23 protein-coding genes and 1 pseudogene are annotated in these 24,955 nt (G+C 67.3%); 8 read left to right on the top strand and 16 right to left on the bottom strand.

From position 1 onward, the window contains the following. Nucleotide 1: 1 nt before the first annotated feature. From DXK93_RS06435 to DXK93_RS06425, 3 genes are read left to right on the top strand one after another with little or no spacing between them, the layout of a single operon-like run. Entirely contained in the window at nt 2–397 is a 396-nt protein-coding gene (locus DXK93_RS06435; RefSeq protein WP_054454816.1) for a Zn-ribbon domain-containing OB-fold protein, read from the top strand. Next, nucleotides 394–1,551 (top strand): thiolase, encoded by a 1,158-nt coding sequence (locus DXK93_RS06430; protein ID WP_054453947.1) that lies wholly within the window; start codon nt 394–396, stop codon nt 1,549–1,551. Before DXK93_RS06435 ends, DXK93_RS06430 begins: the two co-directional genes overlap by 4 nt. A gap of 17 nt (nt 1,552–1,568) precedes the next feature. Further along, nucleotides 1,569–2,345, top strand: a complete 777-nt coding sequence (locus tag DXK93_RS06425) for an SDR family NAD(P)-dependent oxidoreductase (RefSeq protein WP_119449657.1) — start codon at nt 1,569–1,571, stop codon at nt 2,343–2,345. A 51-nt stretch (nt 2,346–2,396) separates the two neighbouring features. Here the strand turns inward: DXK93_RS06425 and DXK93_RS06420 are convergent, their stop codons facing one another. Continuing rightward, nucleotides 2,397–4,001 carry an ABC-F family ATPase gene (locus tag DXK93_RS06420; RefSeq protein WP_119449656.1) on the bottom strand — a complete coding sequence of 535 codons (1,605 nt, stop codon included), beginning with the start codon at nt 3,999–4,001 and terminating at the stop codon, nt 2,397–2,399. 235 nt (nt 4,002–4,236) lie between these two features. Here DXK93_RS06420 and DXK93_RS06415 point away from each other — a divergent pair, with 235 nt between their 5' ends. From DXK93_RS06415 to DXK93_RS06405, 3 genes are read left to right on the top strand one after another with little or no spacing between them, the layout of a single operon-like run. Then, nucleotides 4,237–5,814 carry a CHASE2 domain-containing protein gene (locus DXK93_RS06415; protein WP_119449655.1) on the top strand — a complete coding sequence of 526 codons (1,578 nt, stop codon included), beginning with the start codon at nt 4,237–4,239 and terminating at the stop codon, nt 5,812–5,814. A gap of 6 nt (nt 5,815–5,820) precedes the next feature. Beyond that, nucleotides 5,821–6,177: a hypothetical protein gene (locus DXK93_RS06410; protein WP_119449654.1), complete on the top strand. Its 357-nt coding sequence runs from the start codon at nt 5,821–5,823 to the stop codon at nt 6,175–6,177. Between the two features lie 7 nt (nt 6,178–6,184). Next, entirely contained in the window at nt 6,185–7,753 is a 1,569-nt protein-coding gene (locus tag DXK93_RS06405; protein WP_119449653.1) for a M48 family metalloprotease, read from the top strand. Nucleotides 7,754–7,788: 35 nt separating this feature from the next. On the opposite strand, the gene DXK93_RS06400 is transcribed toward DXK93_RS06405, so the two are convergent. The 10 genes from DXK93_RS06400 to DXK93_RS06355 all read right to left on the bottom strand — a co-directional run bounded on the left by DXK93_RS06400 (nt 7,789) and on the right by DXK93_RS06355 (nt 16,882). Then, a complete protein-coding gene (locus tag DXK93_RS06400; RefSeq protein ID WP_054453939.1) occupies nt 7,789–8,826 on the bottom strand; it encodes an LD-carboxypeptidase in 1,038 nt (345 codons plus the stop codon). Next, nucleotides 8,823–9,314 (bottom strand): tRNA adenosine(34) deaminase TadA, encoded by a 492-nt coding sequence (gene tadA, locus DXK93_RS06395; protein WP_054453937.1) that lies wholly within the window; start codon nt 9,312–9,314, stop codon nt 8,823–8,825. The genes DXK93_RS06400 and tadA overlap by 4 nt, the downstream gene beginning before the upstream one ends. A gap of 10 nt (nt 9,315–9,324) precedes the next feature. Further along, on the bottom strand, nt 9,325–10,173 hold the full coding sequence (locus DXK93_RS06390) for an HAD family hydrolase (protein ID WP_059380070.1): 849 nt from the start codon (nt 10,171–10,173) through the stop codon (nt 9,325–9,327). Nucleotides 10,174–10,283: 110 nt separating this feature from the next. After that, entirely contained in the window at nt 10,284–10,766 is a 483-nt protein-coding gene (locus DXK93_RS06385; protein WP_119449652.1) for a hypothetical protein, read from the bottom strand. 130 nt (nt 10,767–10,896) lie between these two features. Continuing rightward, entirely contained in the window at nt 10,897–11,238 is a 342-nt protein-coding gene (gene mnhG, locus DXK93_RS06380) for a monovalent cation/H(+) antiporter subunit G (protein ID WP_054453932.1), read from the bottom strand. Continuing rightward, a complete protein-coding gene (locus tag DXK93_RS06375) occupies nt 11,235–11,516 on the bottom strand; it encodes a K+/H+ antiporter subunit F (RefSeq protein ID WP_013394078.1) in 282 nt (93 codons plus the stop codon). Before DXK93_RS06375 ends, mnhG begins: the two co-directional genes overlap by 4 nt. Next, complete coding sequence (locus DXK93_RS06370) at nt 11,513–11,995, bottom strand: Na+/H+ antiporter subunit E (protein ID WP_054453929.1); 483 nt, start codon at nt 11,993–11,995, stop codon at nt 11,513–11,515. The genes DXK93_RS06375 and DXK93_RS06370 overlap by 4 nt, the downstream gene beginning before the upstream one ends. Further along, nucleotides 11,995–13,626, bottom strand: coding sequence for a monovalent cation/H+ antiporter subunit D (locus DXK93_RS06365; RefSeq protein ID WP_054453928.1), 1,632 nt, complete (start codon nt 13,624–13,626; stop codon nt 11,995–11,997). Before DXK93_RS06365 ends, DXK93_RS06370 begins: the two co-directional genes overlap by 1 nt. Then, a complete protein-coding gene (locus tag DXK93_RS06360) occupies nt 13,623–13,967 on the bottom strand; it encodes a Na+/H+ antiporter subunit C (protein ID WP_054453926.1) in 345 nt (114 codons plus the stop codon). The genes DXK93_RS06365 and DXK93_RS06360 overlap by 4 nt, the downstream gene beginning before the upstream one ends. Next, a complete protein-coding gene (locus DXK93_RS06355) occupies nt 13,967–16,882 on the bottom strand; it encodes a monovalent cation/H+ antiporter subunit A (RefSeq protein WP_054453925.1) in 2,916 nt (971 codons plus the stop codon). The genes DXK93_RS06360 and DXK93_RS06355 overlap by 1 nt, the downstream gene beginning before the upstream one ends. Before the next feature lie 560 nt (nt 16,883–17,442). On the opposite strand from DXK93_RS06355, the gene DXK93_RS06350 reads away from it, so the two are divergent. Continuing rightward, the gene (locus DXK93_RS06350; RefSeq protein WP_059380100.1) at nt 17,443–18,423 is read left to right on the top strand and encodes a tripartite tricarboxylate transporter substrate binding protein; all 981 of its coding nucleotides are present in this window, start codon (nt 17,443–17,445) and stop codon (nt 18,421–18,423) included. Between the two features lie 463 nt (nt 18,424–18,886). Further along, nucleotides 18,887–19,768 (top strand): hypothetical protein, encoded by an 882-nt coding sequence (locus tag DXK93_RS06345; RefSeq protein ID WP_119449651.1) that lies wholly within the window; start codon nt 18,887–18,889, stop codon nt 19,766–19,768. A gap of 34 nt (nt 19,769–19,802) precedes the next feature. Here the strand turns inward: DXK93_RS06345 and DXK93_RS06340 are convergent, their stop codons facing one another. The 5 genes and pseudogenes from DXK93_RS06340 to DXK93_RS06320 all read right to left on the bottom strand — a co-directional run bounded on the left by DXK93_RS06340 (nt 19,803) and on the right by DXK93_RS06320 (nt 24,885). After that, complete coding sequence (locus tag DXK93_RS06340) at nt 19,803–20,768, bottom strand: tripartite tricarboxylate transporter substrate binding protein (protein WP_119449650.1); 966 nt, start codon at nt 20,766–20,768, stop codon at nt 19,803–19,805. A 40-nt stretch (nt 20,769–20,808) separates the two neighbouring features. Then, nucleotides 20,809–21,951: pseudogene (locus tag DXK93_RS06335) on the bottom strand (CaiB/BaiF CoA transferase family protein). A gap of 24 nt (nt 21,952–21,975) precedes the next feature. Then, nucleotides 21,976–23,031, bottom strand: coding sequence for a hypothetical protein (locus DXK93_RS06330; protein WP_370126351.1), 1,056 nt, complete (start codon nt 23,029–23,031; stop codon nt 21,976–21,978). Then, nucleotides 23,024–23,707, bottom strand: a complete 684-nt coding sequence (locus DXK93_RS06325) for a TetR/AcrR family transcriptional regulator (protein WP_119449648.1) — start codon at nt 23,705–23,707, stop codon at nt 23,024–23,026. Before DXK93_RS06325 ends, DXK93_RS06330 begins: the two co-directional genes overlap by 8 nt. Beyond that, the gene (locus tag DXK93_RS06320) at nt 23,704–24,885 is read right to left on the bottom strand and encodes an acyl-CoA dehydrogenase family protein (RefSeq protein WP_119449647.1); all 1,182 of its coding nucleotides are present in this window, start codon (nt 24,883–24,885) and stop codon (nt 23,704–23,706) included. The genes DXK93_RS06325 and DXK93_RS06320 overlap by 4 nt, the downstream gene beginning before the upstream one ends. Nucleotides 24,886–24,955 lie beyond the last annotated feature (70 nt).

The following is a 24,955-nucleotide window of genomic DNA, read 5'->3' as shown; positions in this document are numbered from 1 at the left end:
CATGCCTACGCAAACCCAAACCGCCGAACCGGGTCCGCAGGCCCGCTACGAGGCCTATCTGAACGAAGGCCGTTTCATGCTGCAGCGCGACCGCGCCAGCGGCGAATTCTTCTTCTATCCGCGCGTAGCCGCGCCGCGCAGCGGTTCGCGCGACGTGGAATGGGCCGCACCCAGCGGACTGGGGCGGATCTACGCCGCCACCGTCATCCACCCCCGGCCGCCCGAAACGCCCTACGGCGTGGTGCTGGTCGATCTGGACGAAGGGCCGCGGCTGATGTCACGGGTGGACGGCATCCCCGCGCAGGACGTGCGCATCGGCGCCCGGGTGCGCGCCCGCGTCGTCCAGGAGGCCGGATGCGGCGTGCTGGTGTTTGAACCTGTGGCGGAGCAAGCATGACCCAAGACCGTTTCCCGCGCGGCAAGGCCGCCATCGTCGCCGCAGCCACCTACGGTATCGGCCAGACCCCGGGGCTGAGCTCGATGGACCTCGCCGTCCAGGCCAGTCTTGCGGCCCTGGACCAGGCAGGGCTGCGCCCGGATCAGGTCGACGGCCTTTTCATCGGTCTGCCCGATGACTTCATGTCCGGCCTGGGCTTTGCCGAATACCTGGGCATCTCGCCTCGCCTGACGGAGAACAACCGCACCGGCGGGTCCTCCTTTCTGACGCACGCCATGTGGGCCGCGCTGGCCTTGGAAGCGGGGCAATGCGACGTGGCGCTGATCGCCTACGGCAGCAATCAGCGCAGCGGCGCGGGCAAACTGGTGAGCTCCATGCGCCCCGCCCCCAACGAAGCGCCCTACCGCCTGGCGCGTCCGGTGGGCGCCTATGCGCTGGCGGCTTCGCGCTACGCCCACCAGTACGGCCTGAAGCGCGAACAGCTGGGCGCGGTGGCCATCGCCGCCCGCCAATGGGCCATGCTCAATCCTGAAGCCTACATGCGCGAACCTCTGGACATGGCGCAGTACCTGTCGGCCCGCATGGTGGCCGAGCCCCTGAGCGTGCGCGACTGCTGCCTGGTCACCGACGGCGCCGCCGCCGTGGTGATGACCCGCGCCGACCGGGCCCGCGACCATTGCGCCCGGCCCGCCTATCTGTTGGGCGCGGCCGCCGCCACGGACCACCGCGAAATCACCAATATGCCGGACCTGACGGTGACGGCGGCCGCGCGCAGCGGCGCGCGCGCCTTTGCCCAGGCCGGCGTGCGGCCGCGGGACATCGACGTGCTGGAGCTGTACGACGCCTTCACCATCAACCCGATCCTGTTCCTGGAGGACCTGGGCTTCTGCGCCAAGGGCGAAGGCGCGGCGTTCGTGGAAAACGGCCGCATCGCGCCCGGCGGCGAGCTGCCCGTCAACACCAACGGCGGCGGCCTGTCCTGCGTGCATCCCGGCATGTACGGCCTGTTCACCATGGTTGAAGCCTACGTGCAGCTGGCCGGCCTGGGCGGCGCGCGCCAGGTGCCCGGCGCCAGCCTGGCGCTGGCTCACGGCAACGGCGGCGAGCTGTCCAGCCAGGCCACCCTGATCCTCGGCACGGCCGAAACCCTCTGAACCCGACAAGGAAAACCATGAACCGCACAGCTTTTCTGCTAGACCAGCGCAGCATCATCGTGACGGGCGCCGCCCAGGGCATAGGCCGCGCCATCAGCGAACTGGCCATGCAATTAGGCGCGCGCGTGACCGCCGTCGACATGAACGCCGACGCTCTCGCCGCATTCGAGCGCGAGGCGCCCAAGGATCAGTTGCTGACCCTGGCCGGCGACGTGTCGGACCCGGCATTCGCGGCCGCGGCCGTCGAGCGCGCGGCGCAGCGTTACGGCGCGGTGGACGGCCTGGTGAACAACGCGGGCATCACCCGCACCGCCATGATAGAAAAAATGACCCAGGAAGCCTGGCAAAAGGTGATCGACGTGCACCTGACCGGATCCTTCCAGTTCCTGCAGGCCGTCGGCCGCCACATGCTGGCTGGGGCGCGCGAGACTGGCAAGCCCGGCGGCTCCATCGTCAACATCACCTCGGACGCGGGTCGCCGCGGCACCATAGGCCAGATCAACTACGCCGCGGCAAAGTCCGGCGTGCTGGGCCTGACGATGAGCGCCGCGCGCGAATGGGGCAAATACGGGATACGCGTCAACACCATCGGCTTCGGCGTGGTGGAAACGCCCATGACGGAGACCATACGGGGGGACAAGTTCCGCGACACCTATCTGTCGCAGATCCCGCTGGGCCGCTTCGGCCAGCCTGGAGAGGTGGCATGGCCGGTGTGCTTCCTGCTGTCGGATGCCGCCTCGTATATGACGGGGCAGCACCTCTATGCCAATGGCGGCATGACCATAGGCATGTAGGGAAAATCCAGGGCCGCGGCCAGATGCTTCTGGCGGCGGCCCGCGGCGGCCTCAGCCGTCGATGCCGCGCGAGGTCAGGTAGTCGTCGTAGCCGCCGCGGTAGTCGACGATCTCGCCCGTGGGCAGGATCTCGATCACGCGCGTGGCCAGGCCGGACACGAACTCGCGGTCGTGGGACACGAACACCAGCGTGCCTTCGTACTTTTCCAGCGCGAACTGCAGCGATTCGATCGATTCCATGTCCAGGTGGTTGGTGGGCTCGTCGAGCAGCATGACGTTGTGCCGGCCCAGCATCAGGCGGCCGAAGGTCATGCGGTTCTTTTCGCCGCCGGACAGCACCTTGGGCGCCTTGGGCAGGTCGTCCGCCGAGAACAGCAGGCGGCCCAGCACCGAACGGATCGACTGGTCGTCGTCGCCCGGTTGGCGATGGTCGCCCATCCAGTCCAGCAGGTTGATGTCGGTCTGCAGGAATTGGTCGGACACGTCCTGGGCCATGTAGCCCAAGTCGGCGTTTTCGGACCACTTCACTTCGCCCGAATCGGGCTGCAGGTCGGTGGCCAGCAGGCGCAGCAGGGTCGTCTTGCCGACGCCGTTGGCGCCGATGATGGCGATCTTTTCGCCTGCGTCGACCATGGCCGAGAACTTGCGGATGACGGGCGCGTCGTAGGCCTTGGACAGGTTTTCGACGGTGACCGCCAGGCGGTGCATGACCTTGTTCTGCTCGAAGCGGATGTACGGGTTCTGGCGCGACGAGGGCTTGACCACGACCTGGTCGGCCTTGATGCGGTCGATCTGCTTCAGGCGCGAGGTGGCTTGGCGCGACTTGGACTTGTTGGCGGCGAAGCGGCGCACGAAGTCCTGCAGTTCGGCCACGCGTTCCTTGGCCTTGGCGTTGTTGGCCACCAGGCGCTCGCGGGCCTGGGTCGAGGCCAGCATGTAGTCGTCGTAGTTGCCCGGATAAATGCGGATCTCGCCGTAATCCACGTCGGCCATGTGCGTGCACACCTGGTTCAGGAAGTGGCGGTCGTGGCTGATGATGATCATCGTGCTCTGGTAGCTGTTGAGCACGTTTTCCAGCCAACGGATGGTGTTGATGTCCAGGTTGTTGGTCGGTTCGTCCAGCAGCAGCACGTCCGGATTCGAGAACAGGGCCTGCGCCAGCAGCACGCGCAGCTTCCAGCCCGGCGCCACTTCGCGCATCGGCAGGTTGTGCTGGTCGACGGCGATTTCCAGGCCCAGCAGCAGTTCGCCGGCGCGGGCTTCGGCGGTGTAGCCGTCGTACTCGGCGAACTTGGCTTCCAGGTCGGCCGCGCGCATGTAGTCGTCTTCGGTCGCTTCCGGATTGGCGTAGATGGCGTCGCGCTCGGACATGGCGGCCCACATCTCGGTGTGGCCCATCATGACGACGTCCAGCACGCGCAGGTCTTCAAACGCGAACTGATCCTGGCGCAGCTTGCCCAGGCGCACGCCCGGCTCCAGCGACACGTTGCCCGCCGAGGGTTCCAGGTCGCCGCCGATGATCTTCATGAAGGTCGACTTGCCGGAACCATTGGCCCCGATCAGCCCGTAGCGGTTGCCTTCCCCGAACTTGACGCTGACGTTCTCGAAAAGGGGTTTGGGACCGAACTGGATGGTGAGATTGGCGGTGGAGATCACGGTATGTTTGAGTCTTTGGGCGTCCGGGGACGCATGCGGAGAAACCCGATAGTGTACCAAGCATCCGTGAATCGCTTCCAGGCCGGGCAAGCTACCTGCTGAAGCATCTGGAAATGCTGCATGGCATTTGATGTCACAACGTAAACATTTGTATTAATTGGGGTACTATTGCGGGCAACTCAGCGCCTATGGCCGCCAGGCCGGTCAGGCGGTTGCAACCCACCTCCCCCGCTACGTGGCAGACGCCAACCACTCCTCCGAGAAAGTCGAGCTTTCCTATGGCCGGTCGCTGATCGTGGCGGCCATCGTCGCGATCGTGATGTTGTGGGCGACGCCCCGGCTCACCCCCAGTTCCGACCTGCTCACCTATGCGGCGGCGCGGCTCCAGGCCCGGCTGGTCGGGGGCCACTACGACATCTCGCACCGCAACGACACCACGGTCGTCCTGATCGACGACGACTCCCTGGACCAGCAGAAAGGCGCCTGGCCGGTGCCTTACAGGACGCATGCGCGCTGGCTGCGCAACATCGGCCTGATCCACAAGCCCAAGGCCATCTTCCTGGACATCACCTTCGGGCGCGAGCGCGACGATCCGACCCTGCCCGAGCTGGCCGCCGCCCTGTGCGAGCTGCGCGACGCCAACATCCCGGTGTTCCTGGCCGCGCTGCCCGATGCGCAGGGCAACCTGAGCCTGCGTTCGGGCCTGGAAGCGCCCGCGGGCGAGAAGCCATGCTTCACCATGGTCGACGTGCGCTACACCCCCAGCAAGGTGGACCGGCTGGTATGGAGCTATCCCCTCTGGTCGGGCGAGCACGCGCGCAGCGCGGCGCTGGCCATCGCCCAGGACGCGGCGGGGGTGGCCATCACGCGCACGCACGAAGCCATGGCCTTGACCTGGGGCGTCGACAACCTGGACCAGCGCCGCTTCAGCATGGAATGCCGGCAGGCCCGCGGCGGCTACATGGAAATGCTGCCGTCCTACGTCCGCAGCCTGCTGGGCGACCCGGACGCCGCCCAGCCCATCTGCCCGTACACGCGCGCGCTGACCCTGTCCGAACTGCGCGCGCCAGAAGCCGACGGCGCCCGCCTGGCCGACATGCTCACGGGGCGCTACGTCATGATCGGCGCCGCGCTCAGCGGCTTCAACGACACCGTGCTGTCGCCCGTGCATGACGCCATCCCCGGCGTGTTCATGCACGCCATGGCGCTGGACAATCTGCTGACCTACCAGGACGACTACAAGCGCGCCCTCGAATGGGAAATCTGGCCGCCCAATGTTCTGTGGCTGTTGGGCATTCCGGTCGTCATGCTGGCCCATTTCCTGCATTGGCTGGCGCAATGGCTGCGCGGTAATACGCGCTTGGGCGGCCGGCTGCTGGCCCCGCCCGCCGAATGGCGGCTTTTTGCCGATGCGCCCGCCCTGCCGCTGCCGCCTGCCGCGCAAGCCGGCGACGGCTGGAAGGCCAAGGCCGGGCGCCTGTCAGCCCTGCTGCGCGACCGCGCCGCGCGCCTGTGGCTGGCGCGCTGGTTGACGTCCAAGCTCTGCGTCGCGGCGTTGCTGCTGCTGCGCAAGGCGGCCGCCATCGTCCTGTCCTCGCTCATCGTGCTGTACATCGTGCTGCTTGCGCAGCGCTGGCTGAACGTGGGCACCCTGCCCATCGTCGACCTGGCAATCATGGCCCTGGCCGCCCACTGGCTCGGCTGGACCAATCGCGCCACCGCCTTTCTTTTTGGCAAACCGGACCGCGCTTCCGCGCCGGCGTCCACGACACCCTCGCGGGAGCCATCCGCTACCCGCCCACAACAGGAGTAGAAACGCATGCCCAAGCCCTCCTCCCTGATTACCGCGCTGACCGCGGCCGCTCTTGCGCTGGCTGGCCCGAGCGCCTCGGCGGCGGACGCCATCGTCGGCCTGAACATCAAGCCCGTGCCGCTGTATGCCAAGTCGGACGGCGGCGCGCCCGCGGCCAAGTCCGATGGCCAGGGCATGCCCTGGCCCGTGCTCGAAGAGGCCAATGAGTTCTACCACGTCAAGGTCGACGGCAAGGACTATTGGGTGGACAGCATGCACGTGCGCATCGCGCGAGGCTCCGCCGCGCAATGCGGGCCTGTGATCAAGGGCGTGCCGCCGCCCACCGGCTCGACCGCAGGCGCGGGCGAGAACGTCTGCCGTTGAGCCGCCCATGCGATCCGCCCACATCCTGCGCATGGCCGCCGTATCCGGCGCGCTGCTGCTGAGCGCCTGCTCCACGCTTCCCGGAGGCAAGGGTTTTTCGGTCACGGCCGGCCAATTGCCTCCGCCTCCCGCCGACCGGCAATGGCCCGACGCCAACCTGGACGCGCGCAACCAGCGCGCCCAGGGCATGGGCCTGGTCGCCATGCCGGAGATGGAAACCTATCTGAACGGCCTGCTTGCCCGGATCAAGAACGCCGCGGGCGTGCCGGGCTGGCCTGGCGCGGTTCACGTGACCTCTTCATCGGCGCTGGAAGCCTACAGCACCGGCGCGGGCAACATCTACCTGTCCATGGGCTGGCTGGCCTCGGCGGAATCCGAGGACGAGATCGTCGCCATCCTGTCCCATGAGTTCGGCCACGTCTACCTCGACTACCACCAGATGGAATCGGTCAATGCCGCGGGCGACCAGGTCGCATCGTTGGCGGCCGTGGGCGTGGCGCTGGCCCGCAAGGCCGGCAGCGCCACCGGCTGGAGCCCCGTGGACAGCGTGATCGCCTCGTATACGCTGGGCAAGAACATGCTGGTGCCGGCCTGGGGCCGGCAGCAGGAAGAAAACGCCGACCGTTTCGGCGCCACTGTCAGCCTGGAACTGGGCTACTCGTATACGCAAGGCTTCAAGGCGTTCCTGGAGCGCCAGGCCACCTGGGAAGCCGAGAACGCCCAGGTACAGGCCGAAGCGCGCCAGCGCATGCTCGAGCAGATCAAACAGGCGGCGGCCGACAACACCCGCAAGCGGGAGGCGGCCAAGGGCAACAGCATCGCTCCCCTGACCGAGATGCAGGCCTCGTTGAGTTCCGGCGTGGCCGGCGCCAGCGAAGGTTTGCGCACCGGCCTGGAAGACATCTGGAACAAGCTGACCGTCAGCCATCCCGACACCGGCGCGCGCCTGGCCGCGCTGACCGAACAGGTCATGCCCCTGATGGCAGGAAAGCCGCGGCCTGCGGCCGCAATCGCGCCCTGGAACAAGGCCCGCGCGCAACGCCGCACGGCCGCGCTGCTGAAGAACTACAAGACCGCAGCCGAGGCGCAGCAGGCGCTGCAAGCTCAGGACTATCCGCGCGCCCGCAAGCTCGCGGCCCAGGCCGCTTCGGGGCCCAGCGCCGCGCACGCCCTGCCCTTGCTGACCTTGAGCATGGCGCAGGCGGAGTCCGGCGCGCGCGGGTCCGCCTTGCTGGACCGCAACCTCGCGTCCGAGCCCGACCGCGCGTGGCAGGTGTACGTGCTGCGCGCCAATAATCTGCTGGGCGCGGGCCAGTCCGGGCCGGCCTCCAAGATCATGGGCCAGGGCTTCGAGTACTTCCGTGGTTCGGCGCTGGCATGGCCTGAAGCCATCCGCTTCTATGGTCAGACCCAGGGCTGGGATCAGGCGCGCAAGCTGGCACAGGAATGCGCGTCGCGCTTCGCGAGCCATGCCGGGGAGTGCAGCAAGGCGGCACAGTCGCCCGCCGAGCAGGCCGAGGCCAAGCGACGCAGCGAGCAGAAGGCGCAATCGCTGGTCGACAGGCTGTTCAAGTAGCAATGAGAAGGGGCGCTCGGCGCCCCTTTCCTTTTTTAGTGCGTGTGTTCGTCCAGCACCAGGTGCGCCATGCCTTTCTCGGTGGCCAGGCCCACCTTCTGCCCGATCGGCAGAGTCGCCTTGGTGGCGACATGGCCGTACGGCAGCCCCGTCACCACCGGCACCTTGACCGTCTTGCGCAGCCATGCCACGACTTCGTGCAGGTCGTAGCCGTTGTCGTGCGGCGCCAGCTTGTAGTCCGAGAAGCGGCCCAGCACGATGGCCTTCTGCTTGCCCAGGATGCCGGCCTGCGCCAGCTGGATCAGCATGCGTTCGATGCGGTAGGGATGCTCGGCCACGTCTTCCAGGAACAGGATGCCGCCCCGCACCTTGGGCATGTAGGGCGTGCCCAGCAAGGACGTCAGCATGGCCAGGTTGCCGCCCCACAGGATGCCGCGGCAGTCCACCGCATCGGCGTCCTGGGTTTCGAAGCTGAGGATTTCCAGTTCGCCGCGCATGATCTCGCCGAACAGCGCTTCGGTCAGGTCATCGACCTTCTTGCCGCCGAAGTCATAGACGGCCGAGGCGCCGGTATAGCTGACCGCGCCGGTCTGTGCCAGCAGGCCCAGGTTGAAGGCAGTGAAGTCGCTCATGCCCACGAATCGCTTGCCGCTGTCGGCCATGGCCTTCCAGTCGATGGCGGGCAGCAGCCGGCCCATGCCGTAACCGCCGCGCGTCACCATGACGATGGGCAGCTTCTGCTTGGCGGCGCGCGTAAGGCTGGCCAGGCGCTGCGCGTCGGTGCCGGCAAAGCGCTGGTGCTGCGCGTACGCAGTGCGGTCCACGGCGGTCTTGAAGCCCTGTTGCTGCAGCCGTTCGCGCGCCAGTTCGACGGCGGCCGGATCGCGCACGGCAGACGACGGCGAGATCAGGTAGATGCCGCGGGCGTCGGGCAGCACGTGGGCGTGGCTGTGGTCATGCCCGCAGTCTTCATCACATTCGTGGCCTGCGTGGCCATGATCGTGGTTGTGGTCATGGTCGTGGGCGGCGGCGGCTTTCGCGCCGCGCGCCTTGGCGCCTTGGGATTTGCTCATGCTGCGGATTCCTTGCTGCGGCGTTCGCGGAAGAACCGGCGCAGCAGCTCGCCGCAAGGTTCCGCCAGCACGCCGCCGGTGACTGAGGTGTGATGATTGAGTTTGGGGACCGAGCCCACGTCCAGCACGCTGCCGCAGGCGCCGGTCTTGGGATCGTAGGCGCCGAACACGACGCGCGCGAGCCGCGCATGCAGCATGGCGCCGATGCACATGACGCAGGGCTCCAGCGTGACGTATACGGTGATGCCCGGCAGCCGGTAATTTTCCAGCGCGCGCGCGGCGCCGCGCAAGGCGACGATCTCGGCGTGGGCGGTGGGGTCGTGGTCGATGATGGTGCGGTTGTAGCCGCGCCCCAGGATGTCGCCCTGGGCCGACACCACCAGCGCGCCTACCGGCACCTCGCCGATGTCGTAGGCTGCTTGCGCCTGTTCCAGCGCCAGTTCCATGAAGCTGGCATCCTGCGCGGTCCAGGCCGGGACCGCCGCCATCGGGACTGCTTCAACCACGGTACACCCGGGACTTCAGCGCGATGCGGCCGGCCAGGCTGGTCACGGCCTCTTCCAGCCATTGGTAGAGCTCGGCGTGCTCGTCGTAGCGGGCCTGGTTCAGGTTCGATACCCGGCCCTCTTCGATGAAGCCCCAAGCCCGGCTGCGCTTGTCGCGATGCTTGGGGTCCCAGACACCGAAGGCGAAGCCGCCGGCGCGGCGGATCAGCGAAAAGCACGGGATGTCGGTGTAGCCGTCGCCGACGAACACCATCTGGTCGAACGGCACGCGCAAGCGGTCCTCGGGCACCTTGCGGTTGACCTCGAAAGGCTTGTTGCGGAAGTCGCGGCCGATGATGCCCTTCTGGATATGGAACAGGTAGCGGGTCTTGTCGGTAAAGCTGACGATGCGTCGCGGAAACGCGATGCCGCCGTCCGCGCCGTAGATGAATTCGGACGCCCAGATCTCGGTGAACTCGTGCGCGATGGGCGTAGACCTGACCACGTCGCCGATGCCGCTGGAAATCAGGTAGAACTCCAGCTGCACCTGCGGCTGTTCGGCCCGCACGGCGGCGCGCAGCCGCTGGAACAGCGTGGGCACGCCGTCGTGCAATTCCAGCCGGGCGCCCCAGTCCTTCAGGCGCTGCTGCGTGATGAGGCCGTGCTTGCCCGATTGCGACAGCTGGATCATCTGGTACAGATAGGCGGGCACGGGGTCCCAATCCTGCTGCGAGAGCAAGGGATCGACCTCATCCTTCCAGAAGGATGCCGTGTCCACGCCCATGCTTTCCAGGAAGCCGGACGTGCTGTCCGAGGCCAGCGTGTCGTCGAAGTCGAATATCAGGGCGATGACGTCGGACATGTATATGCGTGAAAAAGGGGCGACAGCCGCCATTTTGCCTGAATGTGGCGGCGGCTGCGCCCCTGGAGGCCCAAGGCGGGCGGCCCTGCCGCCCCGGCCCCGACTGTCGCTTACTGGCGCACCGGCGCGGTCATGGGCGCCGCCGCCGGCGCGGGCGCCATGCCCGGCGCGCTAGTCGCGGGCGGCACGGTATCGGCCGGCACCTGGATCACGGTTTCACGCAGCACGCCCCCGCCCTGCACGCTGCCACGCACATTGGTCGGCGAGGTCATCTGCGTGACGCAGTCCTGGCGCGAGGCGGCCGGCAGGCGATTGCAGCGGTCCAGCATGTTCTGCTGCAGTTGGTCGTTATTGCCGTCCTTGAGGTTGTTGCGGCCGCTTTCCTGGCGCGCCGCGCCGGCTTCGCGCATGCAGGCGGCCTGGTCCTGGCCGGTGGCGCCGCTCTTGCATGCCGCCACGTCCTGCTGGTACTGGGACTGAGCTGAGCCGCGGCCGGTCGCATCAGCCGCGTGGACCGCTCCCGCGGCCAACATCAGGCCAGCGGCACAAAGCGTCGCCGCGAGGCGTTTGGTATGCATGGGTCGTGTAGTCATGGTCAGCTCCTTGAAGTTGATTGAACCGTTACCCACTATCCCACGATGACGCTTCGGCTACATGTCCAGCGACGTGAAATCGTAAGACTACGTTTCAATTGACGCGACGCAACAAACCCTGCCTTTCCCCTTAACTTGCATCGCGCTCGGCGTCGGTCTTGCTCAGGCGATTACGGTAGGTTGCCGCACGCATGAGCAGCATGGCGGTCACGGGCGAAGACACGATCAGCAGCAGCGTGATGATGACTTCATGAAACACAGGCCGCGAGGACAGTGCCGAAAACACCAGGATGGACGCCGCGAGCACGCAGCCGCAACCCATGGTGTTGCCCAAGGTGGGCGCATGGATGCGGGCATAAAAGGTACGGAAGCGCAGCAGGCCGGCCGAACCGGTCAGCGCAAGCAGGCCGCCGAGCACCAGCAGGATGCTCGCGGGTATGGCGGCCCACAGCGGGATCTGGGCGTCGATCATGGCTCGATCACCTCGCCGCGCAGCAGGAAGCGCGCCATGGCGGTGGAACCGACAAAGCCGAACAAGGCGATCAGCAGCGCAATGTCGAAATACACGGAAGTGCCGGAGCGGATGCCGAACACCAGCATGGTCAGCATGCCGTTGATGTAGAGCGTGTCCAGGGCCAGCACGCGGTCCTGCGCGGTGGGACCGCGCAGCAGCCGGATGGCGGCGAAGACCATGCCCAGCGCGAAGCAGAGCAAGGCGAAGGACGCCGCCCAATAAAGTATGTTGTTCATTCGAAAATCTCCATCAGCGGGCGCTCGTAGCGTTCCTGCACCAGCTTGATCCAGTCGCCTTCGTTCTGCAGGTCCAGCACGTGCAGCTTCAGGCTGTGGTCGTCGGTCAGGTCCACCCAGACGGTGCCCGGCGTGTATGTGACGATGCAAGCCAGCATCGCCAGGCCGTGCGGGTCGCGCATGGTCAGCGGGATCATGATGAACCCGGGCGAAAAGTCATTGCGGCGCGGATTCAGGATCAGCCGCGCCACGGCGATATTGGATTTGATGATGTCCGCGGTCACGTGCAGGAACAGCGGCACCGCCTTCCACAGGCGGCGCGGCTTGGCCCTCAGCGGCCGCAGGCGCGACGCCGCCCAGGTGAACCAGAGCGCCAGCGCGATGCCCAGCGCGATCTGGCCCGCGGACGCGCTCTGGTTGAGCACCAGCCACAGGACGAACAGGTAGACGGGCAGGAACAGGAAGTAGAGGCGGCGCATCAGCTTCCTCCCTTGAGGCCGCGCACGGTCTGCGCGGACATGACGGCGTCGATATAGGACTTGGGCTGGTCCAGCGACCGTGCCGCGTCGTCCAGATAGGCCGACACGGGGCCGGCGCCGGCCGCCAGGCCCACGCACAGCAGCAACAGCACGGCCACCGGCCCGGCTTCGATCAAGCGCAGGCGCGGCGTGCTGCGGTCATCGCTGGCCCAGAACACGCGGATGCCGGTGCGGCCCAGGCCGATAAGGCCCGCCAGCCCCGACAGCAACACCGCGGCCACCAGTATCCAGGCGTCCATGGGCACGACCGATTCGTTGGCGGCCGACACCGCCGCCGACAGCAGCGACAGCTTGGCGACGAAGCCCGACAGCGGCGGCAGGCCGGTTACCAGCAAGGCGCAGGAAATGAAGGCCAGGCCCAGGAAGGCCATGGCGGCGGGAATGGCCACGCCCACCACGTCGTCGGAACGGTTGACCGAGGCCGGGTCGTCCAGGTCGAATGCGTCCAGGGTGACCGCCAGCACGTTGGCGCCGAAGCTGCGGGTGCGCTCGATCAACTCAGCCAGCAGGAAGAACGCGCCCGTGGTCAGCACGGAGCTGAGCAGGTAGAACAGCGCCGGCCCCGTCAGCGTCACGCCGGGCATGCCCAGTGCGGTCAACAGCGTGCCGGCCGACACGATCACGCAGTAACCCACCATCTTTTCCAGTTGCTGGGTCGCCAGGAGGCCCAGGCCGCCGAACAGCAGCGTGGCCAACCCCGCCGCGAACATCCAGTCCAGGCTGAAGGCCGCCGGCGCGCCGGTGGGCAGCAGCAAGGAACCGATGCGCAGCAGCGCGTAGATGCCGACCTTGGTCATGATGGAAAACATGGCCGCGACCGGGGCGCCAGCCGAGCCGTAGCCCTTGACCAGCCAGAAGTTCAGCGGCCAGGCGCCCGCCTTGACCAGGAAGGCCACGCCCAGGATGGCCGCGCCCGCCTCGAACAGCATGCGGTCCGCGCCCGCCAGGTTGCCGGCGCGCACCGCCAGGTCCGCCATGTTCAGCGTGCCGGTGACGCCGTAGATCAGCGCGATGCTGATCAGCAGCAGGAACGAGGCCACCAGGTTGACCGCAATGTACTGCAGGCCGGCGCTCACGCGCGCCACGCCCGAGCCGTGCAGCAACAGGCCATAGGACGCCGCCAGCAGCACCTCGAAGAACACGAAGAGATTGAACAGGTCGCCCGTGAGGAAGGCGCCGTTCAGGCCCATCAGCAGGAACTGGAACAGCGAATGGAAATGCACTCCGGCGCGGTCCCAGCGCGCCAGCGCATAGACCAGCGTCGCCAGCCCCAGCACCGCGGTCAGGGCCAGCATCACCGCAGCCAGGCGGTCGACCACCAGCACGATGCCGAAGGGCGCGGGCCAGTCGCCCACCAGATAGACCCCCACCCCGTCCGGCCAGACGCCAGGCACGCCGCCGCCCGCCACCACCAGCAGCGCGATGGCGGCGGCCAGTTGGCCCAGCGTCGAAACCAGCGCAATGGCGCCACGGGTGTAGCGGCGGGTGTCCGCCAGCAGGAGCATCGCCGCGCCAGCCGCCAGCGGCGTGACGATGGGCAATACGGGCAGGTGTTGCAGCCAAAAATTCAAGATTGGGACTCCCGTCCATCAACGTGGTCGGTACCCGTGAGGCCACGCGAGGCCAGCAGCACAACCAGGAACAGCGCGGTGGTGGCAAAGCCGATCACGATGGCCGTGAGCACCAGCGCCTGCGGCAGCGGATCCGCATACCAGGAAGGATCATGGGCCATTGCCGGATCGACCACGGGCGGACGGCCCGAGGTCAGCCGGCCCATGCCGAAGATGAACAGGTTCACCGCGTAGGAAACCAGCGACAGGCCCATGATGAACTGGAAGGTCCGCGGCCGCAGCAGCAGCCAGACGCCCGAGCCCGCCAAGACACCAATAGCGATGGCGTATATCAATTCCATCAGGCTTCCCCTGTTTGTGCGGCCGCCGCCTGGATTTCGACGGCAGCCTTGCGTTGCGCGCGCAGCGATTGGTGGGCCAGCGCCACCAGCACCAGCACGGTGGATCCCACGACCAGCATGTAGACGCCCAGGTCGAACAGCAGCACGCTGGACAGATGCACGTGGCCGATCAGCGGCAGCGCGACATCCCAGGCCAGCGCCGCCAGGAAAGGCTTGTAGGCGAGCCACGCGCTCACCGCCGCGGTGCCGGCGAACAACAGGCCGATGCCGATCCAGTTCTGCGGGTTGAGGCGGCTGCGCGACTCCACCCAGTACACGCCACCGACCATGTATTGCAGGATGACGGCGGTGGCGAAGATCAATCCGCCCACGAAACCGCCGCCCGGCTCGTTGTGGCCGCGCAGCAGGAAGTACACGGAAATCAGCGCGGCGGTGGGCAGCAAGAGGCGCACCAGCACGGTCGGCACCATCATCGAACCCGTGGGCACCAGAGACTTGATGTCCGGCGCGGCCGGCACGCCGCCGTCCTGGTCGATCTGCTGGCGCGGCAGGTCCGCGCTTTCGGCGGCCGGACGGAAGCGGCGCAGCAGCGCGTAGACGGTCAGCGCCACGATGCCCAGCACCGTGATTTCGCCGAAGGTATCGAAACCGCGGAAGTCCACGAGGATCACGTTCACCACATTGGTGCCGCCGCCATCGGGCAGCGCACGGTCGACGAAATACGAGGAGATGGTGTCGCCTTGCGGCCGCACCAGCACCGCATAGGCCAGTGCGGCCATGCCGGTGCCCGCGGCGCCTGCCAGCAACAGGTCGCGCAGACGCCGCCCGCGAGCCCGCAGCGTGGCCTTCAGGCTTTCGTCTTCATCCTGTGCAATGCGCCGCGGCAGCCAGCGCAGGCCCAGCAGCAACAGCACCAGGGTCACGACCTCGACCGACAGCTGGGTCAGCGCCAGGTCGGGCGCCGAGAACCAGACGAAGGTCAGGCAGGTGATCAGGCCGGCGCCGCCCGCCAGCGCCAGCGACGCCAGGCGGTGGTACTTGGCCTGGAAGGCGGCGGCCAGCGCGCAGCCCGCGCCCACCAGCCACAGCAGCGCGAAGGCCGGATCGATCGGCGTCATGCGGCCCGAGCCATCCAGCCAGCCGCCCGCGCGCAGCGGCAGCCAGGCCACGAACAGCGTACCCAGCACGATCAGCAGCATCTGCACCTGCAGGCGCGAGGACGCCAGCCAGCGCAGCAGCCAGGCCGCGGCCACGCTGGAGCCGTCCAGCAGCGCCTCGAAGCTGCGGCGGCCGTCCAGGCGGTAGATGAACGGCACCCGGCCCGGATTGGCGCGCTGATGGGCGCGCAGGGCGAGATAAAGCAGAATGCCGGCCGTGGTCGCAACCAGGCTCATGACCAAAGGCAGGTTCAAGCCGTGCCAGACGGCCAGGCTGTACTCCGGCATGTCCTGACCCAGGATGCTCTGGGCCGCGGTCGCCAGGAACGGGCCGACCGTCAGGCCCGGCACCACGCCCACCAGCAGGCAGATCGCCACCAGCAGCGCGCTGGGGAACAGCATCCAGCGCGGCGGCTCGTGCGGGGCGCGCGGCAGGTCGGTGGCCGGGGGGCCGAAGAACACCTGCAGGATGAAGCGCAGCGAATAGGCCACGCTGAACGCGCCCGCAATGGTGGCCACCAGGGGCAGGCCGATCTCGGTGATGCGGTCGCCGCTGACGAAGGTGGTCTCGGCGAAGAACATTTCCTTGGACAGGAAGCCGTTGAGCAGCGGCACCCCCGCCATCGACGCAGCCGCCACCATGGCCAGCGTGGCGGTGATCGGCATGGCCTTGTACAGGCCGGACAAACGGCTCAGGTCGCGCGTGCCGGTCTCGTGGTCCACGATGCCCGCCGCCATGAACAGCGAGGCCTTGAAAGTGGCGTGGTTGATCATGTGGAAGATGGCGGCCACCAGCGCCAGCGTGCTGTTCAGGCCCAGCAGCAGCGTGATCAGCCCCAGGTGGCTGATGGTGGAGTACGCCAGCACCCCTTTCATGTCCTGCTGGAAGATGGCGGCGTACGCGCCCAGCACCAGCGTGATCAGCCCCGCCCCGCCGATGATCCAGAACCATTCGTCGGTGCCCGACAGCACCGGCCAGAAGCGCGCCAGCAGGAACACCCCGGCCTTCACCATGGTGGCCGAATGCAGGTAGGCGGATACCGGCGTGGGCGCCGCCATGGCGTTGGGCAGCCAGAAATGGAACGGGAACTGCGCGCTCTTGGTCAGCGCGCCCAGCGCCACCAGGATCAGGACGGCTGGATACCAGGGGTCGGCCCGCACCAGATCGCCCGCGGCCAGCACGCGGTCCAGGTCATAGCTGCCGACGATATGGCCCAGGATGAGGACGCCGGCCAAGAGGCACAGCCCGCCGCCGCCCGTGACCGTCAGCGCCATGCGCGCACCCCGGCGGGCGTCCAGGCGGTGATGCCAGTATGCGATCAGCATGAAGGACGCCAGGCTGGTCATTTCCCAGAACATGACCAGCTGGATCAGGTTGCCCGACAGCACCACGCCCAGCATGGCGGCCATGAAAGCCTGGAAGAAGGAGAAAAAGCGCGGCACCGGATCTTCCGGCGACATGTAGTAGCGCGCATACAGCACCACCAGCGCCCCCATGCCGGAGACGATCAGCGCGAACAGCCAGGCGTAGCCGTCCATGCGCAGGGTGAACTGCAGGCCCAGGGCGGGCGCCCAGGGCATGTCGAAGCGGACCACGCCGCCGTTGGCGACCTCGGGATAGAGGCTGATGACCAGCACCACACAGACCAGTGCGATGAGGCCCGCCAGCCAGGCCTCGGCATTGCGGGCGTTGGATGGCAGAAGCGCGGCGCACAGGCTGCCGGCAAACGGCAGAGCGAGGATCAGGATCAGCGACATGGCGTTCCGAGAGTGTCCGGGCCCCCTCCCGCCAGCGCAAGGCAGCGAAAGACGAACAGACCGGGGATTGAAAAACGGACGGAACCCTGGCCCGGTGCGTCGCTGCACTACACGTTGCCCCGCGGGGGGCATCAACCAACGCCATTGAACGGCGCAGACAGAAACAAACGCAATAGCTTTCTTGCAAGACCGGCCAAGAATCTCATACGAAAAATATCAGATTCTTGTAAGTTATGCAGAGATTTATGTGTTTACGATGCGGATGACAGCAAGATAGATGCGCAATCCTTGCGCAATTGAAATATTCCGGAAGCTGTTCATGTCTTTGTCAGCATTGGATTTTTTCGTCTATTGCCGTCTTCTCCGGGCAACGGCGCCGTAAAAAAATAACCCTGGACAAGCCAGGGTCTATCCGGGTTGACCGACGGATATTTACTGTGTGGAATGGCGCCCACGAAGCATCCACCGCGCCAGCATCCGGGCGCGGCAGGCTTCACCGACGCCGGCCCAAGAAGCCGGCCGGGTCGGAAATTCAAATAATCTGGAGAAGACTCTTGACCATGCTGTCCCAAGCCAAGGCCGTCCTGGCCGCCGCCATCGCCGGCCTCTGCCTCACCACCGCCGCGCAGGCAGCCGACCCCTACCCCAACAAACCCATCCGCCTGATCGTCCCGTTCGCCGCGGGCGGCACCACCGACATCGTCGCGCGCATCGTCGCCGAAGGCCTGACCCGTGAGCTCGGCCAGGCCGTGGTGGTCGAGAACCGAGGCGGCGGCGGCGGCTCGATCGGCGCCGATGCCGTGGCGCGGTCCACGCCCGACGGCTACACCCTGGGCGTGGCCACCGTCAGCACCATGGCCACCAACCCGGCCACCAACCCCAAGAACCCGTACAACCCGTTGAAGGACTTCGTCCCCATCACCAATATGGTGAACGTTCCCAACGTGCTGACGGTGAACCCGGCCGTGCCGGCCAAGACCCTGGCCGAGTTCATTGCGCTGCTGAAGGCCAACCCCGGCAAGTACGCCTACGCGTCCTCGGGCGCGGGCGGCATCGGCCACCTGGACGGCGAGCTCTTCAAGTCGCTGACCAAGACCGACATGGTGCACGTGCCCTACCGCGGTTCGGGTCCGGCCCTCAATGACGTGATCGCCGGCCAGGTCAACGCCCAGTTCGACAACCTGCCCTCGTCCATGCCCCACATCCAGGCCGGCAAGCTGCGCGCCCTGGCCGTGGCCGCGCCCAAGCGCCTGCCCGCGCTGCCGGACGTGCCGACCTTCTCCGAAGGCGGCCTGCCGGAAATGGACAACATGGCCTGGTACGGCCTGGTAGCGCCCGCCGGCACGCCGCAGGCGGTGATCGACCGCATCCATGACGCCACCGTCAAGGCGCTCAAGGATCCGAAGATCGTGCAGCGCCTGGCCGACGGCGGCTCGCTGGTGGACGGCAACACGCCCGCCGAATACGCCGCCCAGATCAAGCGCGAGCTGGAACTGCGCCAACGCATCGCCAAGGAACGCAACATCCAGTCGACCAACTGATCGTCAGCGGACAGCGCGCCGGCCCGGTCCGGCGCCGCCCCAAGGCCGGCCTGTTTCCCAGGCCGGTTTTTTTTCGCGCCCGCCTTGCGCCCCCAACGTTCCAAGGGCTGCGCTTGACTGCAATCGCCCCGGTGGTAGCATGTGCGACCGTGCGATCCCATCTTTCTCCCCCTCCCTGCGCCGCCTGCGCGCTTTGCGCCCTGCGCTCGACCCTGTTGAGCTCGCAGGAAGTCGCCGCGCGCTCCGCCTACGCGCGCTCCAAGCCCGGCTAATCGCCCGCTTTTCCCCTTTCTGATTCCTGCACCGGCCCGCCGCCGGCTGCCTGCGCACATTCGCGCATCCGGCAGCCTTGCTGCCGGCCGGCGGACGCCCTGCCGCGTGGCCGGGATCCGCGTCTCGTCCCTCGATCCGCAACGCCAACGCAGGCTTGCGGCCAGGCCACGCACCGACCTATTCAAGCGCCATGCAACTCACCAAGAACTTCGTCAAAGCCAAGAACCCCTGCGCGGGCGGCTACAAATGGTTCATCCGCGACCACAACGGCCAGGGAGACTACCAGGCCGTGCTTGACGCCTTGGTCGCTGACGGCCGCGTCAGCGACGCCTGCTGGCTGCTGGACCAGTTCGGCCCCACCGACGCGGTGCTGCGGCTGGATTCGGTCGACGCCAATGCCATCGTGTTCGCCGGCACGCTGGAAGTGCGCATGGGCATCAATGTGGACAGCGTGGTGCGCGCCGGGCGCAGCATCGTCACGGGCGGCGGCATCCGCGCCGGCGAAACCATCCAGGCGGGCGAGAACATCACCGCCAACGCCAACATCGCCAGCGGCGGCAACCTGCGCGCAGGCGGTGACATCAGCGCCGATTGGGGCATCGAAACCGCCACGCGCCTGGACTGCGGCGGCAATGTGCGCGCCAAGTGGGACATCTGCGCCGGCCAGGACCTGGCCGTGACCGGCCACCTGCATGCCGGGCAGGACATCCAGACGCAAGGCGCCATCAAATGCGGCCAGGGCATCAAGGCCGGCGGCGACGTGCGCGCCGAAAAGGAAATCGACGCCGCCTGCGGCATCCAGGCCGGGGGCTCCATCCAGTGCGGCGAGCACCTCGCTTCCGGCTGGGGCCTGATCGCCGGCGAGGACATCCGCGCCGAAGGCGCGATCCGGGCAGGCGAAGGCGTGCAGGCCGAAGGCGTGATCGAGGCCGGCGCGGGCCACGGCATCTACGCCGGCCTGAGCGTCCGCCTGGACGCCTGGGCCGCCTGCGCGCGGGTGGTGGCGCAGAGCCGGCCCGAGCAATTAGTCAGCGGGCACTGGGACGGCCAGGACAGCGCCGCCTACGCATAACCGCAGCCCCGGCGCAGCCGGGGCGCAAAGCCGCCTACTCCGGCTTGATGTTCGCTTCCTGCATGCGGCGGCCCCAGGTGCCCAGTTGCGCCTCCACGAAAGCCTGCTGTTGCGCCTGCGTGTTCGGCGCGGCCGTCATGCCCAGGGCGGCGAACTTCTGCTGCACCTCGGGACGCGCCAGCGCGTCGTTCACCGCCTTGTTCAAGCGCTCCAGGATAGGCAGGGGGATGCCGGCGGGACCGGCCAGGCCTACCCATACCACCAGGTCGAAGTCCTTATATTCCGTTTCGGCAAAGGTTGGCACATCCGGCAGGTCCGGCAAGCGGCGCTCGGTGCTGATGGCAAGCGCCCGCAGCTTGCCGCCGCGCAGCAGCGGCGTGGCGACCGACAGGTCCGCCATCACGTAATCGACCTGCCCGCCTGCCAGGTCCGTCAGCGCCGGAGGCTGGCTCTTGTACGGCACGCCTTCCGCGCGCACGCCGGCAATGCGGTTGAACGCCGCCGCGCCGACCTGCCCGCCCGGCGAGCCGTAGCCGTAGTTCAAGGAACCCGAGGCCGCCTTCTTCACGAACGTGGCCAAGTCCTTGTACGGACCGTCCGCGCGCACCAGCAGCAGCATGGGCATGGTGGTCAGGCGCGACACGTGGCTGAAGTCCTTCTGCGCATCGTAGGGAAGCTTCTTGAACAGCCCCGGATTGATGGAGTTCAGCGAACTGCTGGAGATCGTCAGCGTGTAGCCGTCGCCCGGCGAACGCACCGCATACTCGGTGCCTATCAGGCCTTGGGCGCCGGGCTTGTTCTCGACGATCACGTTGGCGTTCAGGTCCTTACGCAGTTCTTCCGCGATGATGCGGGCGCTGGTGTCGGTAGCGCTTCCTGGCGAAAAAGCCGCGACGATCTTGATGGGCTTGTCGCCCGGATAGGTCTCGGCCTGCGCCGCGCCTTGCGCGGACAGGTTCAGCAGCGCGCATGCCAACAGCGCGAATCGAATCGTTTTCATGGTCTAGTCTCCTGGTTTTATGGGTACTGCCTGGTTCGCCTTACCGCTCTGACGGCGGTGTTGCGGCGTTCATTTCGCCCAAGCGCGGCGGGCCCCGGCGTATGGCCGCCGGCGTGCCGGACAGTTTTATCGGTATGCCCGGGCCGTGGTAGTCGTCGCGCCGGACCACCATCTGGCGATGCTCGGTATGGGCGGCTGCGGCCACCGATGCCATGTCCAGGATCGGCGCGGCCGGTACGTTCTGCGCCAGCAACTGCTTGCCGAACGCCTCGCCATCGACCTGCGCGAACGCCTGGGCCAGCGCCGCATCCACGGCTTCGCGGTTGACCACTCTTTGCCCGTTGGACTTGTAGCGTTCGTCCTGCGCCATGTCGGCAATGCCCAGCTGCGTACACAGCTTGGTGAAGAGGCGATCGTTGGCGACCGCGATGAATAAGGGGCAGGTCCGGGTCTGGTAGACGTTGTAGGGCACGATGTTGGGATGCCCGTTGCCGCTGGGGCGCGGCGTATTGCCCGACGCCAGGTAATTGGCCAGGAACGGATGCGCCACCGACACCGCGGAATCGTAGAGGCACACGTCCGCCATCTGGCCGCGCCCCGTGCGGTGCCGGGCCTGCAGGGCCAGCAGCACGGCGATCGCGGCGTTCATGCCGGTGGTGAGGTCCACCACCGGCACGCCCAGCCTCAAGGGTTCGCCACCCGCCTCGCCGTTGATGCTGAGCAGGCCGGCCATGGATTGCACCGCGGCGTCGTAGCCGGGCAATTCGCCCAGCGGGCCATCGTCGCCGAAGCCCGTGATGCGGCAATGGACCAGTCACGGAAAGCGCTCGGTGATGGCGGACGGTTCGGCCACGCCCCAAGCGCGCAGCGTGCTGGCCTTGAAGTTCTCGATCAGCACGTCGGCCGTTTCCAGCAATTGCCAGAACGTCTCGCGGCCGGCTTCGCTGTTCAGGTCCAGCACCATGCTGCGCTTGTTGCGGTTCACGGCGCGGAAATAGGCCGAACTGCCGTCCACGAACGGGGGACCGAAACCGCGGCATTCATCGCCTTCCGGCGATTCGATCTTGATTACGTCGGCGCCATGGTCGCCCAGCATCTGGCCGCAGAATGGCCCTGCCAGGACGCGCGACGCGTCGATGACGCGCAGGCCGGCGAGCGCGCCGCCGGTATCGCTGCTATGCATAGTCTGTCTCCTTCGATTTCAGGCTCAGGCCGAAGCGCGGGCGATCAGCCAGCTGAATTCCCTGCCCTGCGCGCCCGCCTGCGTGTTCATGCGCAGCGCAAGCCGGTGATTGTGCGCATCCAGCGCGCCTTCCAGCAGGCCGTTCCAGGCTTGCGCCACGCAGGGGTGTGCATCGGCCACAGCGTCCATCAGGTTCCAGCCGTGTTGCGTCACGCGCACGCCTTCCGCCGTTTCGCTCAACTCGCACGTGTCGCCCTGTGCTTGCGCCAGCGCCACCATGAAGCGCCCGAACTGCAGCGCGGAACTATCCTGCCCCACGCCCAGCGCCCGCGCCGTCTCGTGATAGAACTGCATGCCTATCATTCTTCCCGTCAGGTGCAGCAGCGCGGCCGCGTCCTCCGGCCCCCACAGGTTCACCGCTACGGGCAAGGCGCTGCGCACGTACTCCATGGCGTAGTTGCGGCTGGCCTTGGCCAGGCGCGTCGCGGGCCAATCCACGGTGGGCAGCGTCGGTGCGGCAGCGGCGTCGAAATCGGGCGCGTCCTCATTGCGGCTGAAGCGCAGGCGTTCATGCGGCTGCAGGTCGCGGTCGTACTCGTAGTAGTAGCCCTCCAGCCCCGACTGGCCGTCGACAGCCTGCTTGGTGCATACGAAACCCAGCCGCGGATTGTTGAGCGACACGCCGTTCTGCGCATGCCAGCCCGCCAGCATGGCGCGCGACACCTCCGACGGTATCGCGCACAGCGCGGTGCCCGACCAGATCCAGCGCGGCGCGGAATAGCGTATCCAGGCCTTGCGGTCGGACTCGTACATGTACTGCACCGCCACGCCGCCGATATGGTTGGACAGGTAGTGGTACTGCGCCGCCGCCACCGCGGGCGGCAGATGCGCGATGCCCAGCTTCTTCAGGCCCGGCAGGAAGCGCTCGTTGCGCTGGCGGCAGAAGACTTCGTAGACCAGTTCGGCCGCGCGCGCCGTGCCGCGGCGCGTCACGGCCGACAGGACGATGCCGGTGAAGAATGCGTGATACCACTCGGAAACCGCGCGCCAGCCGCGTTCCTCGGATTGCATGTCATGCATGGCCATTCACTCCAGTGGGAACCGCCACGGAACCGGGCAGCAGGGATTGCATGGACGCGACAGCGAAATCCGCGATGTCGCGCGCGATGGCTTCGCGATCCGCTTCGGATTCGCCGGCCCTGGGGCGATACCACATGGTGGTCCAGTTCAAGGCGCCCAATAGCGGCTTGACCTGCAAGGCCGGCGGACCGCGCCGGAAGTCTCCGGTCGCCATGCCCGCCTCGACCACGCTGCGGAACAGCGACTCGTAGCGGTCGCGCTGCCGCACCAGTTCTTCCAGCTCGGCACGCTGGTTCGCCGTGGTGCGTCCGGCCAGGTGCAGTTCGACGCCCTGCACGGTGACGCGCTGGTACGGCAGGTGCGCCATCATCAGATGCGTGTGGGCATGGGCCATGTTCCAGAGCCGCTGAGGCGGCGACGCGGCCTCGTCCTCCGCCAGCGGCGTCACCGTGTCCAGGTTCAACTGCATGGCGCGCCGGTGCACGGCGAAGAACAGGTCGGTCTTGCTGCGGTAGTAGTAATAGACGCTGCCTTTCGTGACGCCGATCAGGTCGGCGACCGAATCGATCGTGGTCGCCGCGAATCCCATTTCGGTGAAGGCATGCGCGGCCGCGTCCAGCAGCTCCACTTGCCGCAGGGGCATCTCGTCATAAGGAATGGCAGTCTTGGCTTTCATGCGAACTCCCCGCGCTGCGCCGCAGCGCCTGCGCTTTTCTTGATGGCGCGGGCCAGGACCACGCGCTGGATTTCGGAGGTGCCTTCGTAGATTTCGGTGATGCGCTGGTCCCGGTAGCAGCGTTCCACCGCGCTGGGCTTCACATAGCCGCGGCCGGCGAGAATCTGCATCGCGTCGTCCACCACGCTGTGCGAGGTTTCGCTGGCCAGCAGCTTGGCCATCGCGCCCAGCGTGCCGATGTCCTGCCCAGCGTCGTAGGCGCGCGCGGCTTCGTAGGTCATCATCCGCGAGGACGACAGCGCGGTGGCGGCGTCGGCCAGCTTGAAGCCCACGCCCTGGTGGTCGATGATGCTGCGCCCGAAGGTCTGGCGCTGCACCGCGAAGTCTCGCGCCTCGGCATAGCTGCACAAGGCGATACCGTTGGCCTGGGCCGCCACCACCACGCGGCCGATGCTCAAGGTCGCCAAGGCGAGCTTCAGCCCTTCTCCCAGCGTCCCGACCACGCTTTCAGCGCCGACCCAGGTGTCCAGTTTCAGGTTCGTGGTGGTGGTGCCGCGTATGCCCATCTTGTCTTCGTAGTGGTCCACCACCACGCCGCTTGCGTCGCGGTCGACCACGAATGCGCTGATGTTGTTGCGCGCGCCCGGCTCGCCCGTGCGGGCGAACACGATGAAATGGCGCGAATGCCCGCCGTTGCCCAGCCAGCATTTTTCGCCCCGGATGCGCCACCCGTCGCCCTCGGGCACGGCCGTGGTCAACAGGGCCGCCGCATCCGAACCGGCGCCGCGCTCGCTCAGGGCGAAGTTGACCGCGTGGCCGTCGCGCGCCAGGCCGCCCAGCAGCACCATCTTCTGTTCGGCGGTACCTCCCAGGATGACCGGAAACGCGCCCAGCGACAGCGCCGCCAGGATGGCGGCCGTGGAGGCGCAGCCCTGGGCCACGGTTTCCACCACAGCCACCAGCGAGGTCAGCGATGCGCCCGCGCCACCGTACTCGGCCGGAATGAAGAGTCCCGAGATCCCGCTTTCCCGCAACGGCGCCAGGTGCTCCACGGGATAGCGTTGTTCCCGGTCTATGGCGGCGGCCGCCGGCGCGAACGCCCGCGCGGTCAGGTCGGCGGCCTTGTCGCGCCAGGCGCTTGCCTGCGGGTCGAGCGGGGGATTCCAGATCACGGACATCGTTGTCTCCAGCAACATACTAATGAGTATTTAATAAGCTGGATGAGAACATACTACTTGGTATTTTTCT

It is taken from the genome of Achromobacter sp. K91, assembly GCF_003576205.1.
In the GTDB taxonomy this organism is placed as follows: Bacteria; Pseudomonadota; Gammaproteobacteria; order Burkholderiales; family Burkholderiaceae_B; genus Achromobacter; species Achromobacter aegrifaciens.
Note: the sequence above shows the minus strand (reverse complement) of the source record. Positions and strands in the feature narration are given on the sequence as shown.